We start from the raw sequence: 16,564 nt of genomic DNA on the forward strand, positions 1-16,564 counted from the left end.
CGAAACCGAACATATATTCTCGTTGAAAGGAGAAAAATCACAATGGCATCCATCGAAAAACGTGGCACCAACTCCTGGCGCCTGGTTGTCGAAGCCGGGTATGACGCCCAGGGCAAACGAATTAAACGGTACAAGACGATCCGAGTAGAGGACAAAGCTCTTCTTAGGACGACAAAGAAGCTTCAGGATTATTTAGAAATGGAGCTTGCAAAATTCAAACTGCAAATCGAAACCGGTGAATATCAGAAACCGGAAAAGATGGCATTTGAGGCGTTTGTTCACAACGAGTGGCTGCCAAAGTTCGCGCAACGGAAATACTCTCCCCGAACGGCAACGATCTATCAGACCCACTTGAAAAATCACATTATGCCTGTATTCGCAAATCGCTATTTAGATCAAATTAAGACAATCCACATTGTTGACTTTATCAATAGCCTGGAGGATAAGGGGTTATCAAACTACACAATCCTCTACATCTACAAAGTGCTCAAAAGTATTATTGACAAGGCTATTGAGTGGAAGTTCATCGATAAAAAACAGAACCCATTTGAAGGTGTGGAACAGTCCAAGGTTCCGAAGAAGAAAATGAATTATCTCGACGAGGTTTCTGCGAAGGGAGTAATTGCCGCTCTTTACAACGAGCCGACGGTCTGGAGACTGTATTTTCTTGGCTGCATGTTAGGAGGGTTTAGGCGTGGAGAACTCCTGGCTGTTGAATGGAAACACATTGACTTTGAAGCGAACACGATCACTATTGAACAAAGCATACCCCAATTCGACGGCAGCATGCCTATCGTAAAAAAACCGAAAACGGAAGATTCAGAACGGGTCGTAATAATGCCGGAATGGTACATGAGGGAGCTTTTAGCGTTTCAGCAGGATTGGGAGAAGAGAAGAAACCTGCACTCGAATAAGTGGAAAGACCGTCAATATGTTTTCTGCAATGAATCGGGCGGACCTTACTACTACACAACGCCTACATCGACGTGGAGAAAATTTCTGAAACGTAATGGCTTTGAACATATTCGGCTTCACGATCTACGACATACTGCGGCTACCCTACTGATCGAAGCTGGCGCGGATCTGAAAGCCGTACAAGAGCGACTGGGGCACTCAAAGTATCAAACCACTGCAGACCTGTATGCGCACGTTACGAAAAAGATGAGCCAAGAGACAGCGAAGAAGCTAGAAAAATTCGATCCCCGAAAAGCCACCCTGTGAATTTCGTCCCCAATCCGTCCCCAATTGATGTTTCTCACCCCATCTCGTCCCCGATTCCCGCGACCAGACAAAACAAAAAAACCCCTGATTTCTCAAGGGTTTTCACGCTCTACTACTATGGAGCGGGTGATGGGAATCGAACCCACGCCGCTAGCTTGGGAAGCTAGAGTTCTACCATTGAACTACACCCGCAAAATGTAATAGCCGGCACGTCCTGTATGTTACTTACATTAAAAATGTTTCATTCCTCTGTTATTAATTATAGCAGCAGCATCCTCCAAGTCAAGGAAAAGATATCCATAGCGGGCTTGCTTGGGAAAAAGGACGAAAAATGGTACGCAAGCCTGTTCACAGGGCTGTTGGTGACGGGGATGCAGGTCAGGGTTAGAAGTAGACTTAATAAAGAGAAAGCACTTTTTTTCAAGCATTTGAAGTCATGTTCAGAACAATCGGTTTATTAGCCGAGAGATTTTTATGCATCGCTAGCGATTTCTCTTACTCCTTTAGAAGACTGATGGAGAAAACTTCGTCAGTGGTAATAATTGCAAACTTCCCTGACTGATCATTTCATGCTTACAACAGAAGTCTTTTCTTTCAACACCGTTCCTCATTCCTTATGTTTGATTCTTCCTGCTCCAAAAAATATCCTTGAAATACAAGAAAAGCCCTCAGGATCTTCATCCCAAGAGCTGCTTGTTTCATATGTATGGTGCCGGTGGAGGGACTTGAACCCCCACGGTTTCCCTCACGATTTTGAGTCGCGCGCGTCTGCCAATTCCGCCACACCGGCATGCAAGAAAAAACTGTAGTTATATACTAGCACATTTTCGCTGAAAAATCAAATGGTGGGGAGAGACGGATTCGAACCGCCGAACCCGGAGGGAGCAGATTTACAGTCTGCCGTGTTTAGCCACTTCACTATCTCCCCAGTTGCGTGTACGTCTGTCGATGTTCACTTGCATCCATCAGAGACGACGCTTTTCAATCTATCATGAACAAGTTGATTCGTCAACCGTTTGGCCTATGGGCTGGCGATGCGCTGCAAAATTTCTTGCGCCCACTGCTGGAAAACGGCGAGAGCCTGCTCCACCTCCGCAAAATGACGTTGCTCCTCACAGGCGTAGTCGGGAAATTCCAGGATGCGGTTTTTGCGAATCAGCACTCCCCCTGCTTCGCACTTGATTTCCAAAAAATACGGTACTGACTCGTCGATGCCGAAGCGATTCTCCAAAAACTCGTAGGTGCGCACCCACTCCAGAATCTGTACCTCTGTTGGTTGCAGGCGCAAAACCTGCTCCAGGGACATAATCGTTTCGTTTCCGTAATAGTGCATGCCATTTTCCGCCTTTCTGCATGAAAATGGACGGAGCCGCAACTCCGCCCAGATATCCGCCTATTCGCTTCTTGTCTTAGATCGAGGAAAGCAGCTCCTTCAATTCCTTGACAATGACTTGCTGATAGCCGGTTCCTTCGCCGTACTGCTTGAGCATTTCTGCACGCGCCAGCTTGAGCTTTTCTTCGTAGTCCGGCGCGTTGCGGTCGGGGTTTTGCTGCTTGAATGCCGTCATGATTGCCTGAACGTGGCTTGGGCGCGGGCCCCATTTTGCCAGGACATGTCCGCCTGTATCCGCGAAAATCACAATCGGGATCGCGCGGCCGCCCATGGTGAGAAACTCATCCATCAGGTCAAGATGCTCTTCCAGAACCATGATTTCGACAGGCATGTCCGTTTCTTTCAAGGCGTGAAGAACGACGGGCAGGTTTCGTACCACGTCCCCGCACCATTCAGCGGCAAGAATCAGGCATCTGAGGTCATCCCGATGTTGCAGCGAGGCAAAAAACGCCCGGTCCTGCTCATCTGCCCAGGCAAACGCTTCCGACCAGCTTTGGTAAGCCTCCCGATTTTTGGTCATGCCTTCGACGAACGCTGTTGGAGTCAGCCCCGTGCGAAACTTGTGTGCGACATTTGCAGCCATTTGTTTGCCTCCCCTATATGTATCAGGACTTGTTTGTCTATCTGTTCCACAGCACTTGCCAAAAGTCCTTCGTCTCTGAAACCGCCTCGACGTTTTTCCTGGCAAGAAGCTGCACGCAATCGCTCGCAGTCGCCAGGCCAACGAAGCGCGGTTTCGCTTACTCGGTTGGGCCAGACTCTGGCTTGTCTGCTTCCTGTTCCTGCTTGGCCAGCTCCATCATTTTTTGCAAAAGAATGTGCTGCGGCATGTGCATCAGCCGCTCCAGGGGAACATTCAAGGCTTCGGCGAGCTTCACTGCCGTTTCCGACGAGATTTGCAAGGGACGCATGAATACAGCTCCTTTCGGTTACGAAATGCGGTCTTTTCAGTATAATACATGGCGTCCCAAGCTGCCAGAGAACGGGAGCGGCAGCGGGCAAAATCAAAAAGAGATAATCGCCTGCTTCAGTCTGCTGGCAGGGATTATCTCCTGACGAACGGGTGCCTGTTTTCGCCTATGCCTTTGGTTTGGTAAGAATACAGGGAACCCCGTTTCCAATCGCACCGGGCTGGGACATGCGCTCCAAATACGCCAAGCCGCGCGCGCATTGCTGCTTGCACGCCAGGCATGTGCCGGAGGTCACGATTTTCAAATTCAGTTGATTGGGATGCTGCCGACTATTTTTCTTCTTTACCTTTTTGCCCTTGGCCATCCGATTCCCTCCCTCTGCCCTGGTTCACTCCAGTCTATGAGGGAGAACAACCCTATTCTTTAGGCAAACATCCAAAACGCGATCGCTACAGGCAAAATGGGCCGACGTTCGCTTGGGCGGCAAAAGAAAACCGCCGGGCAGCGTGCGCCAGCGGTTCGGATTTTTCGTTCCTACTTTTTCTCGCCCAGAAGCTGCCGAAGCTCCCGCTCCAGCGTGCCTGCGTCTATCATTCCGATGATTTTTTTGCGGACGATGCCCTGCGCGTCGATCAGGTAGGTCGTAGGAAACGCCTGGACGAGATATCGGTTGGACACCGAGCCGCTTACATCCATCGGGATGGGAAAGGTCAGCTTGTAAGATTGCACGAAGGCTTGCGCGGACTCGGGGTTGTCACTGCTCGTCACGTTCACCCCGTACATGTCGATCTGTCCGCCGTACTTCTCATAGATCTTCTGCAAATCCGGCGCTTCCATCCGGCATGGCCCGCACCAGGAGGCCCAAAAGTTGAGCAGCAACGGCTTGTTTCTTTTGCCCTCTACCTTGTACGTCTGATTGTCCAGACCTGTCAAGGTAAAGTGAGGCGCCAGGAAGCCTGGTTCCGGTTTCTGCACATCTGCTACGACTGGCGCTGACAATAGGGGCTTTTCCCATACCGCGCTTCCCGCTCCCGCAATCACTAGCCCCGCCAGCAACAGCTTTTTCATTTCGTCACCTCGCCTGACTGATCTTAAAAACCTGTAAAGCCCCCGAACAATTGAATAAGCACGCGGGTAATGTCTGTCAATTTGTCTGTGTACAGCAGCACGCCGAACAAAACCATCACACCGCCGCCGACTTTCATGAATCGATCCGAATACTTGACAATGGCGCTCACTTTACTGATGAAGAACGTCATGACGAAGAAGGGAACGGCAAACCCGATCGTATACGCCAGGGTGTACGTCAAGGCACGGGACGGATCGGTGACTCCAAGCACGATAATGCCGGAGAGAATCGGTCCCACACAAGGCGTCCATCCGGCCGCGTAGGTCATTCCCACCAGTATGGACCCAGTATACCCCAAAGGACGCGATTTTAAATCGATCTTGAACGACCGCATCATCCAGTCCATTTTAAACACTTGCAGCATAATGAGGCCAATCACGACCAGTAAAATCCCGCCCAGCTGCCGGATCAGGTCCTTTTGGTTCACGAACAGATTGCCGATCCACGAGGTCGACAGCCCCAGGGCAATGAAAATAATGGAAAAGCCGAGGATGAAAAAAAACGTATGGAAAAGGGCCTGCTTTTGGAAGACGGCTCTCCCCTTTTTCACTTCCTCTACCGTCACTCCTGTTATGTAGGACAAAAAGGACGGATACAGCGGCAGACAGCAAGGGGAAATAAACGAGAGAAATCCCGCCGCAAACGCCAAAAACACCGTAAGATTTCCAGTCATATGTACCTCCGAATGGTTGATTCCTCCACTATATCCTTATTGTAGCGAATCTTTCCCTTCTTCAAAAGCGAACGCGGCACTTTGCCTTGAATCCGTGACATTTAGGTTGACATAATATTTATTATGTAAAAACAAATCTTGTCCTATGCGGCTACTGGCACACCTCCCCGTACTCTCGTCAAAGCCGACTCATACCTGGGCGCATTTGGTACTCCTCTTCTCCATCCGCAGGATTGCGCCAGGGAGCTTTGCCCCTGCCCTTGCAAAACCCGGCTGCGCCAAGCGCATTTGCGCAGCCTCGTTGCACGAATACGTATCCATTCTTCTCTGTAGACACAAAAAAGAGACGGCAAAATCGACCGTCTCTTTCTTTTCATGCCTTATTTTCTTTCTGTTACTCCTGAATGCTTACCTTGCTGCCATCCTGCAGCATCGTGATTCCAGTCACGACGATCTTGTCGCCTTCTGCCAGCCCACTCGTTACTTCGATCTTGTCGCTGGACGATTTGCCTGTGGTTACCTCTACCTGCTTGGCGATGTCGCCCTCCAGCTTGAACACGTATTGCTTTCCGTCGCGATCAAAGACCGCTTTGCGCGAGATGACGAGAGCTTTCGCGCCGCTCGCTCCATCGGATGGGAACGTCACCGTAACGACCATGTCCGATTTCAGCTCATTGGCTGGATTCGGGATCGTAATCTCGATCGGATACGCTTTGAGGGCGGAATCCATGACAGGGCTGACAGCCGTTACTTTGGCATCAATGGTTTTGCCCGTCGATTGCACGTTCACCTTCACGACTGTCCCAACTTTTACTTTCGTGATGTCCGCTTCGGACAGGTTCGCTTTTACCAAGAGTGGATTGGTGTTGACCACCACCACGACCGGCTGTTGCCCTGCCATTTGGCCAACTGCTCCGTTCACGCTGGAGACATAGCCGTTGATCGGGGACGTGACGGTCGCGTTCGCCAGTTGCTCGCGGGCGTTTTGCAAACTGACCGCGGCCTGCTTCGCCGAAGCCGCCGATACTTGCACGTTCGCTTTTTGCTGGGCAACCTGCAGGCTTTGCTGGGCGTTGTCATAAGCAGTCTGCGCGTTCGTCAGCTGTAGGTTCGCCTGCTCCATTTGCTGTGCGGAGATCGCTCCTTGCGTAAACAACTGTTGCATCCGCTGTTGGTTGCGCTTCGCGTCCGCCAGAGCGACTTCCGCCTGCTTCAGTCCGTTTCTCGCCTGAACCAGTCCCTGATCCGAGCTGCTTCCGGCCTGATTCAAACTCGCCTGGGCCAGTTCGTACGCAGCTTCCGCCTGTTTGACGCTGTTCAGCAAATCTTTATCGTCCAGTTTAAACAGCACTTGGCCTTTTGTCACATACTGACCGAGCTTCACGGGCAGCGCTACGATTTTTCCGCCCATTTTCGGAGAAAGCTGTACTTCTTCGCTCGGCGCCAGCTTCGCCGTAAGACCGGACTCGGTGGTGACAGAGCCGACGCCCACTGTTTCAATCTGGACAGGGGTTGCCGATTCCACCGTCTCTGCCTGCGGCGTTTCCGCTTGCGGGCTGGAACAACCTGCCACGAGGCTTGCGGCCAAAACGGCCAGTATGACGGGTTTTATGCTAAATTTCATGAATGTCCCTCCTCATCCCACAAACGCTTCTTACGTTTCCAAAGCGGGAACGTTTTTCATTTGTTTCTTTGCTTTTCGTTTGTTGCGTCTCTCGCGGCGCTTTTTGCCCAGATCGTCAAACCACGAGGTGACGACCGGAACCAAGACCAGCGTAATGAGTGTCGCAAAGCTCAGACCGAAAATGACCGTAATGGCCATCGGCGCCTGTGTCTCTGTACCCGATCCGCGGGAAAAAGCGAGCGGTCCAATCGCGAGAATCGTAGTCAGCGTCGTCATCAAAATCGGACGCAGACGGATCGGTCCGGCATGGAGAATCGCGTCACGCAGCTCCCAGCCTTTGGCCCGCAATTGGTTCACGTAGTCGATCAACACGATGGCGTTGTTTACGACCAGACCGATCAGCAGGATGTACCCGATCAATACGGAGACGCTGATCGTCGTTCCCGTCACCAGAAGCCCCAGGAGAACCCCTGTCACTGTCGGCGGCACCGAGAACATGATGATAAATGGGCTGTAAAACGATTCGAACTGCGCCGCCATCACCATGTACAAAAGCACGACAGAAAGCAGGATCGCCAGCGCCAGGCTACCGAACGACTCGGCCATATCCTGGCTTTGTCCGCCGAACTCGACTTTGTAGCCGTCCGGCAGATTCAGGCCGTCGAGCTTCGCCGTAATCTCCTGTGTGACGGAATTGAGGTCGCGTCCCGCCAGATCACTCGTAATCTTCACTTCGCGCGTCAGGTTGGAACGGTTGATCGTCAGCGGCACGTCCACCTTGCTGATCGAGGCAACCGAGGACAGCGCGATTTGCGCCCCGCCTGGCGCAGCAATCCGCAGGTTGTTCAGGTAGTTGATGTCTTCCTGATAATTCTCCGGCAGCTTCAGCTTAATGTCAATCTCGTCATCGCCTGTGCGGTACTTCGTGACCGTCTGTCCCTGGAAGGCCGTCCGGACACTGGAGAGAATCTGGCCTGTCGACAATCCGTACAGGCTGGCTTTTTCCGGATCGATTTTGACTTCGAACTCCTGTCTGGACGCTTCCAGGCTGGTGGTGACGTTGCTCGTGCCCGGTACTTTTTCGACCTCGCCCTTGATGATGGCGCTAATGTCCTTGAGAACGGCCAAATCGTCGCCGCGCACGGTCAGCTCGATTGGCGAGCCCATGGACATGCCTTCTGCGGCGCTTACCTTGATTTCCGGTCCCGGAATCATTTTCAACTTTTCCTGCAAATCCAGAACGATCTCGTTGGAGGAACGCTGACGCTCGGTCACATCGACGAGCAGCAGCGTGATCGTGGCCTGGTTGGAAGACAAGGTACTCGCGATTGGCGAACCGTTACTGCCGATCGACGTTGCCACAATATCTTTTTCCGGTACGTTGTTCACAATCTCTTCGACTTGCTTGGCGACTTTTTCCGTCTCGGCCAAAACGGTGCCATTCGGCATCTTGATCGAGATGGAAACCTGTCCCTGGTCCATGCTCGGGATGAATTCCGCCCCGATCATCGGCGTCAGCGCAAGCGATCCGACCATCATGACCACAGAGGAGATCATCACTGTTTTTCTATGGCCCAAAGCCCATGCCAGCAGCTTTTGATAGCCTTTTTCCACTTTTCCAAATCCGATGTTAAACCAGATAACCGGGTTGAACCCGCGATAGTTTTCGTGATTCGCATGATTCGGTACTTTCTTCAAAATGCGCGAGCTGAGCATGGGCACCAGCAGGATGGAGAAGACCAGTGCCGCGATATGCGAGTACACGACTGTCAAAGCCAGCGGTCCGAACAGCTCGGAAGCGATTCCTTCGGTCAGGGCAATCGGCAAGAATACGCAAATTTGCGCCAGAGCGGAGGCCATAACGGCCGTTCCGACTTCTTTGGAGCCGTCTAGCGCGGCTTCCATCATGCCTTTTCCTTGCTCCCGCTGGCGGAAAATATTCTCCAGCATCACGACCGCAAAGTCAATCAACGAGCCAAGGCCCAGCGTCAAACCGGAAAGCGAGATCAGGTTGATCGTCTGTCCCGTCATGTACATCAACAGGAAGGTCGCGATGATGGATACCGGCAATACGATAATCGCGATCAGCATCGACTGCAAGCTGCCCAGGAAGAAGAACAGCAGGATGATCCCGACCAATCCACCGAGCAGCGCGTGCTCCGCTGTTGTGTAGATCGAATCTTTGATGTAAGTCGAGGTGTCCAACGTTGTGGTGATTTGCACGTGTTCGGGCAGATCGGCCTTGATCTTCTCCAGCTCAGCTTTGACCTCGTCGGCCACCTCGATGGTGTTACCGCCGGACGCCTTTGTAATGGAGATCCCCAGGCTCGGCTTGCCGTTTACGTAGCTGAGCTGCGTGATGTCTTCGAGCGTGTCCTGGACTTCGGCAATATCACTCAGGCGGATAGAGCTGCCCCCTACCGAAATCGGCGTCAGCGCAATTTGCTCGACGTTGGCAAATTCCCCCTGGACGCGAATGTTCATCTTGCTGTCCCCTTCACGGACAGAACCGGCGGAGCCAGACAGGTTGCCGCTTGCCAGCGCCTGCTGAATCTGCTCCAGCGAGAGTCCGTAGGCGGAGAGTTTAGCCGGATCGACGATCACATCGACGACTCGGTCCTGACCGCCGCTGATGGAAGCTGCCGCGACGCCGTCAATCCGCTCCAGGCGCGATTGGATCATGTCTTCCGCCAGCTTTTTCAGCTTGTTCACATCCTGCTCGCCCGTTACGGCAAGCTGAATGATCGGCTGACTGTTCGGATCGATGCGCAATACCCGCGGCGCTCTCGCGGAGTCAGGCAGGATGCCCCTGACCTGATCGACTTTTTCCCGCATGTCGAGAGTAGCCTGATCGAGGTCTGTTCCCCAGTTGAACATGAGGATGACCTGGGAGGCCCCTTCAATGGACACGGATGAAATACTGTCCAGGTTGGAAACCGTCCCCAGCGCATTTTCGATCGGTTTGGTCACCAGTTTTTCTACCTCGCTGGGAGAGCCTCCGTCCACAGACGTGACGACCACGGCAACCGGGAAATTCAGCTCCGGCATCAGGTCAATCGCCAAGCGAGGCAAGGAGACGAAACCGAAAATCAAAATGGCCACGGTCAGCATAATCATCGTGACCGGGCGTTTAATCGAGAGTTCAGACAGATTCAAATCCACTCACCTCTTCTAGAAAACTTGACATGGCCAATCGTTGCCCGTCGGCATTCCCATGGTGCCGAAAAGCGACAATTAGCCTGTGATTTCTTTCTTTTGGGAGAACCATTGCTGTAGCGCATGAAGAGATGAAATCGCGTGAGGATCTTCCGGCTTTGCTTCCTGTTGTTCTGACACGCGCTCCGTTAAGGAGACCCACACGATCCGGCGGTCGGTTTGGTCGCGAAAACGACGCACCAGCTTTTCCTGCTCCAATCTGTTGATTAATCCGGAAGTGGTACTGTACGGAAGATCGACGGCCTTGCAAATTTCCCCCATCGTTTTCGGGCCGCTTCCGATTTGGTCCAGTATCAGCACCTGCTGCCAGTTCAGATCGCTACTGTCCAGTTCTTTTTTGGAAATCGACGTAAACAAGGCGCTCGCTTCTCTCAGGAGCTTTGCCAACTGAATCAGTTCTTTCATGAAAGCCTCCCCCACTATCCCTCATCACCATACTCAACCTACTTGCTCCTTATGCTAGCCAAGATTTATTCTACCGATCGTCATGGGACGTGAAGTCTATCAGTCGGTTGATTTCCCGTCAGCGGGGGGTCTATCTGGAGATAGACGACACCCCGTGCTAGAATGAAAGTAAACGAGCATCCGGCCAGAGAAAGAAGGACATCTCTTTGCTGAAACTGAGTATAAAAGCGATTCAAAAACGTTTGCTGATTATCTGGTTTTCCATCCTGATTGTGCTTGCCTTGCTGCCTGATTCGTTCATGCGCGAGACTCCCTTGCAATTTTCTCTTACGATTGTACTATTCTTTTGTTACATTGTGGTGTTCTGGATTTCAAAAAGGAACTGGAAACCGTACCAATTTGAGCTAGTGACCGTGATGCTTGGCGCCATGTCGCTCCTGAAAAGCGTGTTCGCCGGAGGGGAAGGCTTCGGGATGATGCTGCCGCTCGCCGTCTTTATCGGCTTTTACATCGAGGGACGGCGCGCACTGGCTTACGCGAGTTTTTTTGGCGCTTGCACCACGCTGTTTTTGTACTTTTACGGCATCCTCCAATTCCCGCATATCATTCCGTTTATCCTCACCTACATCGGTTGCTATATCGGCGCGCGGGGATACCGGATTCAAAGCGAGGCGTACAAAACGAATCAGACCCATCTGGAGGAGCTGCAACAAGCCCATACCGAGCTGCAGGAAGCGCATTCCCAGTTGCAGGAAGCCGCGCTGCACTCCTTGCAGGTAGCGGTTCTGGAGGAAAGGACGCGGATTGCCCGCGACATTCACGACGCGCTGGGCCACAGCCTCACCTCGCTGATTGTCCAGCTCCATGCGCTGAAATACATGCTGCAGGACGGACCGGAGCATGCGCAGGAAGCCGTGCGCAACATGCTCAGCGTAGCCAAGCAAAGCCTGGATGAAATCCGCACCTCCGTTCATACGCTCGCCATGGATAAGACGTCCCTGGGGCTTACTCCGTTACGCGCTTTGCTGTCGCAGGCGCAAAAACATACCGGAATCAAAATGGAGTTGTTGTCCTCCGAACTGGACATCCCGCTGTCCCAGGAGCTGACGATCACGTTTTACCGGATTTTGCAGGAAGCGATCACCAATACGCTGCGTCACTCCAACGCACAAGAAATTCAGGTCAGCGTTGAGCAACGAGAAGGTTCCCTCTACCTCTCGATCCAGGACGACGGAAACATCACTCCTCAAGACGAGATCAAGCCTGGATTCGGACTGACGGGGATCGCCGAGCGCATTCAGCAATTGAACGGCAGCCTGTCCTTTTTTGCAAAGGAACCGCATGGATTCAGACTCGATGTAATCGTACCGTTGGAACATGTGGAAAAAGAAAGGAGCATACGAACATGACCGATCAAGCCAAAAAACTTCGTGTGGTCCTGGTAGATGACCAAACCATGATTCGCCAAGGATTGGGGTACGTGATCCAGATGCAGCCGGATATGGAAGTCGTCGGAGAAGCCTCCGACGGGGAAGAAGCCGTGGAGCTGGTCGGAAAAATCGCGCCTGACGTTGTCTTGATGGACGTGCAGATGCCGAAAAAGTCGGGGATTGAAGCGACACGGGAGATTATGAGTAGACATCCCGCCGTCAAAGTATTGATTCTCACCACCTTCGACAATCACAATTACGTCGTGGAAGGAATCCGCGCTGGGGCCGTCGGATATATGCTGAAGGACGCCGATTCGCAGGAGATGCTCGACCTGATCCGCAGAGCCTCCCAGGGGGAAGCTCTTTTTCATACCGTGACGGCAGCCAAGGCGCTGGCGGAAGCCCTGCAGGTGCAGCGCAGCTTGACCGATCACAGCTCGGCTCCTCCCGCCTTGCTCGATGAACTGACAGACCGCGAGCTTGACGTCCTGCAACAAATCGCCTACGGGTATCGAAACGATCAGATCGCGCAAAATTTGTTTATTTCGGAAGGCACCGTGAAAACGCACGTGCACCGCATTTTGCAAAAAATGGGCGTCGAGGATCGCACCCAGGCAGTCGCCAAGGCTCTTCGGCTCAACATCGTGAAATAGCCAAACGACTCAGGCAGAAGGATAGAGTGAGACACGCGTGCCGTCGTCCCGGACAACCGAGATCGCCAGCCCCTCCTGCAATCGGGCGGCAGACATGGCTTCCTGGACGGCGGCGACTGCTTTTTCGACGTCGATCACGCGGCAAAAGACGGCTAGCGCTTCCTGGCTGTCATCGCCTCCGTCACTGTGCCCGTTTCCGGTTTTGCCGAGGCATTCATCCAGCAGTTGCTCAATGGCATACCGCATCTCTACGTCTGCTTCCGACAGGTGGCGAAAACTCACCACCAGCTTCCGCCACTCCTCCTCCGCAAGCTCTGCATAGCCTTTTTCCTTCATTTCATCCGCCCACATTTGCAACACATGCGGCGGCTTCCCTTCGATTTGCTCGGCGACGATCGCATAATGGTCGCCGATCTCGCCAACCTGACCGTAATGGACGGCATACAGACGGTCTGTTTCATCATACCACGCTTCCCAGTAGCTCCACCTCTTTTCGTTTTTATGCAACATCCGGATCACTCGTATTTCAACTCCGTTCAGTCTTTTTGTAAATTATTCCACCAAACGACACCGTTTGACAACAATTTACAAGCAGATTGATTCAAAAGCCGTGCAACTTTTTCGCGAAAAAGGACTTCACACCTACATCGGACGCATCAGGCACCGTATCACCATGTCTTTTGGCGGATGCAGATTGCCAGATCCCGTTGTTTTTCAGCGGAAGCCGATTCATAAACGTACCTGTTACCAGTACCCAGTCATTGGCAAAAAAAACAAGACGGATCGTTCCATCCGTCTTGTTGGCCAGACTGCTTTACGAGCTGGCAGAAGGAGAAAGGGGCAAGCGAATTTCGAAGCGCGCTCCATTCAGTCTCGGGGAGTTGTCCGCAAAAATTTCGCCACCGTGATCCGCGATGATTCGCTGGGTCGTGGACAAGCCGAGTCCCGTGCCCTCTTGCTTGGTCGTATAAAAAGGCACGAAGAGATTTTCCAGACAAGCAGGACTCAGGCCCGGTCCGTTGTCCTCCACGACGATGACGACCTGGCTGATCGAGGCATAGACGGTGACACGCACCACGCTGCCCTGGGTCAGCAAAGCTTCAAACGCGTTTTTCATGATGTTCAGGATCGCCTGCTTGATGCGGGAACGGTAGCCGAACACGTACCATTCGCCAGGGGTGATGTCCAACTCCAGCCTGATCCCCCTGCGGTTGGCTTCTGGCTCCAGCAAACGAATGACCCCAAACAGCTCATCCAGCACGAGAAAGCGTTCGGCCACGATTTTGTCATCCCTGTACCGGGCCAAAACCAGCACGTCGTTCAGCAACCCGTCAATGCGTTCAATCTCCGTCAAAATGACGGAAAAGTAGGACTCGCTGCGCCCCGCCTCTCCCTGCTCACGCAGCAGCTGAATAAAGCCTTTGATCGAAGTAAGCGGATTGCGGATTTCGTGCGCCATCCCTGCGGCCAACTGTCCCACGGCCGCCAATGCTTCGCGCCTGTTCAACTCTTCCTCGTATCGTTTGCTCTCGGTAATATTGCGAAAAACGGCAATCGCTCCCCACATTTCGCCCCTGTAAAAAATCGGACTGGTGCTGACTGTCGTCCACTTCGCACGGTATTCTGCCATGTAATGGCCTGACTGTCCGCGTTCGACCACCCATTGGACGAACCTTTCACTCTCGTGCGGCCGGAATGCTTCGTCAATGTTTTGGCCGATAATTTGTTCGCGTTCGACGCCAAACAGCTGGCACAGCGCCTGGTTGGCTTCGATGATTTTCAGCGTGCGATCAATCATCAAAACGGCGATGTCGCTCGAATGCAGCACCAGCTGGACCAGTTCCTGCTCGGCAAGCGAGGCAATTTGTTCCCCTGGCACCCGCTCCAGAGCCGCGCTCGCAGCTTGCCGGGGATGCGGCGGACGACTCGTCTGGCTGTACACGCCCACTACTTGGGCAATCAGCTGATCCATCGCCTGAAAAAACGCGTATTGTCCTCGTAAAAGCTCAAGCTGCTCCGCTTCACTTTGCGCCAGCATGGCCGTGTCGTGATTCATCTGCTCGATAATGCTGTCCCGGCACACCCGCAGGCACTGCACCAGCGTCGCAAGATTCAATCCTTGAAGCAAACATTTGTAAACGATTTCGTTCATTTCTTGTTCAGAAGCTGTCGGATGATCGGTTTCCAGAACTTCCGCCCAGCGAACGAGCAGGTGGACGAGCAAAGCCTCAGTTTGTGTGCGGTCTCCCAGAAGCGAAGCAGAGTAGTCGTGTTTATCAGAAAGAAAAGAAAACGTTTTGGCCACCGCTGCAGGGGCCAAATGAGTAAGATACTTACTTATTCGATTTTTCAAAACGCTCTGACTCCTTTTCTTCTTGCTTCATTGAGACCTTCCTTCCAATATGTATGATAGTGACTCTATTATGGACACAAAACCGACATGATGTAAAGCAGCGTGTCCTGCCAGAACACCGTTTGAAACCGCTTTCTTCTCTCCTTCTATCCTATCACGATCAAGCCGATGTTTGGTAAAAAAATCATTTATTGTTCAACGATTACGAAAAAGCATTTGCCCCGCAACGACAAATGCTTCTTTATTTTCTTAGGAATGAGCCTTCACGATGTAATTACGTAAGTCGGACTTGACCGGACTGTTCTGGTTCGTCCCGGCATGAGCGCGCTTGAACGCCTCGCTTTGCGTCCAGTTTTGGAAGGCTTGTTCATCCGTCCATTTGGTAAAGACGATGTACTCATCGCCTTCTGTCGGGGCGAGGAAGAGAAACTCCAGGAACCCTGGCACTTCTTTCATCCGCTCGCCGCCGCCGGCAAAAGCGCGTTCGAGGTGAGACTGGTAATCGGCAGGAACTTTCAATCTGTTCATGGATACGTACATGCTTGTCCACGTCCTTTCTGAATGGGTTACCCTTCCATTATACACGCCACAGCCAAAAACCAAAAACCGCAGACGCTTCAGTCACGCCTGCGGTTGAGCTGCTGCTCCAGCATAATTTCCATCAACAAGGTGTCCTGCAACGGGTCCTTGGGATCGACCGTCAAAAGCGCGGCGACAGCCGCCATGGCGCAGCGCACAGATTGGTACGAGTAAAAAGCATCGCGCTCCGTCTCGCTGAACAAGGAAAGGTCCGAGCGCTCCTGGACCGGATAAGGAAAGTCGGTTTCTACGCCTGCCCGGTCCAGCACGATCAGCGCCTGCTTGATCGCAAGCAGTGCCGCGCTGACGCTGAGTCCGTACTCCTGGCGCAAGTCATCCCATACCTGAAAAGCGGATCGCTCCACTCTCTCCTGATTCGGTCGTGTGATGATTCCCGATTTCCGCCCTTCCTTCAAAAGCCAGTCGACGAAGATGTCATGGCGCGGTGGAAACGCATACACTTGCAGCTTGATTTCCAGTTCGGTAGGGAAATCTTTGGCAAAGCGCGCATGAGCCAAGGACATCTCGTAGCGCCGGGAAGGATGTCCGGGCACGGTCACAAAAACGGTATCCTGGCGAACAGCCGCAATCTGCAGCTTCGTTCTCGCCGGAATCCGGCCCTGGGGCGCCTTTTCCCGGCGGATATTGCCCGGAATCAGCTCCGTTCCGAACTGGTGGTACTCCAGCGGAGAATCAATCCACGGAATCGGTTCACGGGTTTGGATCTCGTACAGCCCGTTAAACGTCACCCATTCGCCTGGGCGTCGCTGACTGCGAATCAGGACAGCATGGATTTCTTTTTCCGGCGGCAATTCGGTATCCTGATCGTCCGGGGGCGGCTGGAGCCGCTTGTGCTCGATCAGGATGCAGTCGTTCATGTACAGACGTTCAAGCAATTCTCGTTTGCTGACCCATTCGTATCCGATCCGGTAAATCCGATTTTTCATCGGTTCCACCTCCTTTTGGTCGCCAGTATC

Annotated in this window: 16 protein-coding genes and 3 tRNA genes; 3 read left to right on the forward strand and 16 right to left on the reverse strand. The window is 52.7% G+C overall.

The genetic code is table 11. From position 1 onward, the window contains the following. Nucleotides 1–42 precede the first annotated feature (42 nt). Nucleotides 43–1,221, forward strand: coding sequence for a tyrosine-type recombinase/integrase (locus tag ACTHO6_RS10345; protein WP_440241460.1), 1,179 nt, complete (start codon nucleotides 43–45; stop codon nucleotides 1,219–1,221). 118 nt (nucleotides 1,222–1,339) lie between these two features. On the opposite strand, the gene ACTHO6_RS10350 is transcribed toward ACTHO6_RS10345, so the two are convergent. From ACTHO6_RS10350 to ACTHO6_RS10405, 12 genes are all read right to left on the reverse strand, one after another. Next, nucleotides 1,340–1,413 (reverse strand) — tRNA-Gly (locus tag ACTHO6_RS10350). 515 nt (nucleotides 1,414–1,928) lie between these two features. Continuing rightward, nucleotides 1,929–2,011: transfer RNA gene (locus ACTHO6_RS10355), tRNA-Leu, on the reverse strand. Between the two features lie 53 nt (nucleotides 2,012–2,064). Then, a tRNA-Tyr gene (locus tag ACTHO6_RS10360) sits at nucleotides 2,065–2,149 on the reverse strand. A 93-nt stretch (nucleotides 2,150–2,242) separates the two neighbouring features. After that, the gene (locus tag ACTHO6_RS10365; protein ID WP_440241461.1) at nucleotides 2,243–2,554 is read right to left on the reverse strand and encodes a hypothetical protein; all 312 of its coding nucleotides are present in this window, start codon (nucleotides 2,552–2,554) and stop codon (nucleotides 2,243–2,245) included. 76 nt (nucleotides 2,555–2,630) lie between these two features. After that, complete coding sequence (locus ACTHO6_RS10370) at nucleotides 2,631–3,197, reverse strand: thioredoxin family protein (RefSeq protein WP_440241462.1); 567 nt, start codon at nucleotides 3,195–3,197, stop codon at nucleotides 2,631–2,633. 157 nt (nucleotides 3,198–3,354) lie between these two features. Further along, a complete protein-coding gene (locus ACTHO6_RS10375; RefSeq protein WP_440241463.1) occupies nucleotides 3,355–3,525 on the reverse strand; it encodes a YycC family protein in 171 nt (56 codons plus the stop codon). A 166-nt stretch (nucleotides 3,526–3,691) separates the two neighbouring features. Further along, nucleotides 3,692–3,889 carry a hypothetical protein gene (locus tag ACTHO6_RS10380; protein ID WP_440241464.1) on the reverse strand — a complete coding sequence of 66 codons (198 nt, stop codon included), beginning with the start codon at nucleotides 3,887–3,889 and terminating at the stop codon, nucleotides 3,692–3,694. A 170-nt stretch (nucleotides 3,890–4,059) separates the two neighbouring features. Further along, nucleotides 4,060–4,593, reverse strand: coding sequence for a TlpA family protein disulfide reductase (locus ACTHO6_RS10385; RefSeq protein WP_440241465.1), 534 nt, complete (start codon nucleotides 4,591–4,593; stop codon nucleotides 4,060–4,062). Nucleotides 4,594–4,616: 23 nt separating this feature from the next. Beyond that, entirely contained in the window at nucleotides 4,617–5,327 is a 711-nt protein-coding gene (locus ACTHO6_RS10390; RefSeq protein WP_440241466.1) for a cytochrome c biogenesis CcdA family protein, read from the reverse strand. Nucleotides 5,328–5,721: 394 nt separating this feature from the next. Further along, nucleotides 5,722–6,951, reverse strand: coding sequence for an efflux RND transporter periplasmic adaptor subunit (locus tag ACTHO6_RS10395; protein WP_440241467.1), 1,230 nt, complete (start codon nucleotides 6,949–6,951; stop codon nucleotides 5,722–5,724). 30 nt (nucleotides 6,952–6,981) lie between these two features. Then, entirely contained in the window at nucleotides 6,982–10,107 is a 3,126-nt protein-coding gene (locus ACTHO6_RS10400; RefSeq protein ID WP_440241468.1) for an efflux RND transporter permease subunit, read from the reverse strand. A 78-nt stretch (nucleotides 10,108–10,185) separates the two neighbouring features. After that, complete coding sequence (locus tag ACTHO6_RS10405; RefSeq protein ID WP_440241469.1) at nucleotides 10,186–10,572, reverse strand: MarR family winged helix-turn-helix transcriptional regulator; 387 nt, start codon at nucleotides 10,570–10,572, stop codon at nucleotides 10,186–10,188. A 206-nt stretch (nucleotides 10,573–10,778) separates the two neighbouring features. Here ACTHO6_RS10405 and ACTHO6_RS10410 point away from each other — a divergent pair, with 206 nt between their 5' ends. Together ACTHO6_RS10410 and ACTHO6_RS10415 are read left to right on the forward strand one after the other, a co-directional pair. Next, nucleotides 10,779–11,981: a sensor histidine kinase gene (locus tag ACTHO6_RS10410; RefSeq protein WP_440241470.1), complete on the forward strand. Its 1,203-nt coding sequence runs from the start codon at nucleotides 10,779–10,781 to the stop codon at nucleotides 11,979–11,981. After that, nucleotides 11,978–12,655, forward strand: coding sequence for a response regulator (locus ACTHO6_RS10415; RefSeq protein ID WP_440241471.1), 678 nt, complete (start codon nucleotides 11,978–11,980; stop codon nucleotides 12,653–12,655). Before ACTHO6_RS10410 ends, ACTHO6_RS10415 begins: the two co-directional genes overlap by 4 nt. A 9-nt stretch (nucleotides 12,656–12,664) precedes the next feature. Here the strand turns inward: ACTHO6_RS10415 and ACTHO6_RS10420 are convergent, their stop codons facing one another. The 4 genes from ACTHO6_RS10420 to ACTHO6_RS10435 form a co-directional block, all read right to left on the reverse strand. After that, nucleotides 12,665–13,165: a hypothetical protein gene (locus ACTHO6_RS10420; RefSeq protein WP_440241472.1), complete on the reverse strand. Its 501-nt coding sequence runs from the start codon at nucleotides 13,163–13,165 to the stop codon at nucleotides 12,665–12,667. Nucleotides 13,166–13,469: 304 nt separating this feature from the next. Further along, nucleotides 13,470–15,008, reverse strand: coding sequence for a two-component system sensor histidine kinase NtrB (locus tag ACTHO6_RS10425; RefSeq protein ID WP_440241473.1), 1,539 nt, complete (start codon nucleotides 15,006–15,008; stop codon nucleotides 13,470–13,472). Nucleotides 15,009–15,257: 249 nt separating this feature from the next. After that, nucleotides 15,258–15,536 carry an antibiotic biosynthesis monooxygenase family protein gene (locus tag ACTHO6_RS10430; protein WP_440241474.1) on the reverse strand — a complete coding sequence of 93 codons (279 nt, stop codon included), beginning with the start codon at nucleotides 15,534–15,536 and terminating at the stop codon, nucleotides 15,258–15,260. An 89-nt stretch (nucleotides 15,537–15,625) separates the two neighbouring features. Further along, on the reverse strand, nucleotides 15,626–16,534 hold the full coding sequence (locus ACTHO6_RS10435) for a hypothetical protein (protein WP_440241475.1): 909 nt from the start codon (nucleotides 16,532–16,534) through the stop codon (nucleotides 15,626–15,628). Nucleotides 16,535–16,564 lie beyond the last annotated feature (30 nt).

Source organism: Brevibacillus sp. SAFN-007a (assembly GCF_051967035.1).
GTDB lineage: Bacteria > Bacillota > Bacilli > Brevibacillales > Brevibacillaceae > Brevibacillus.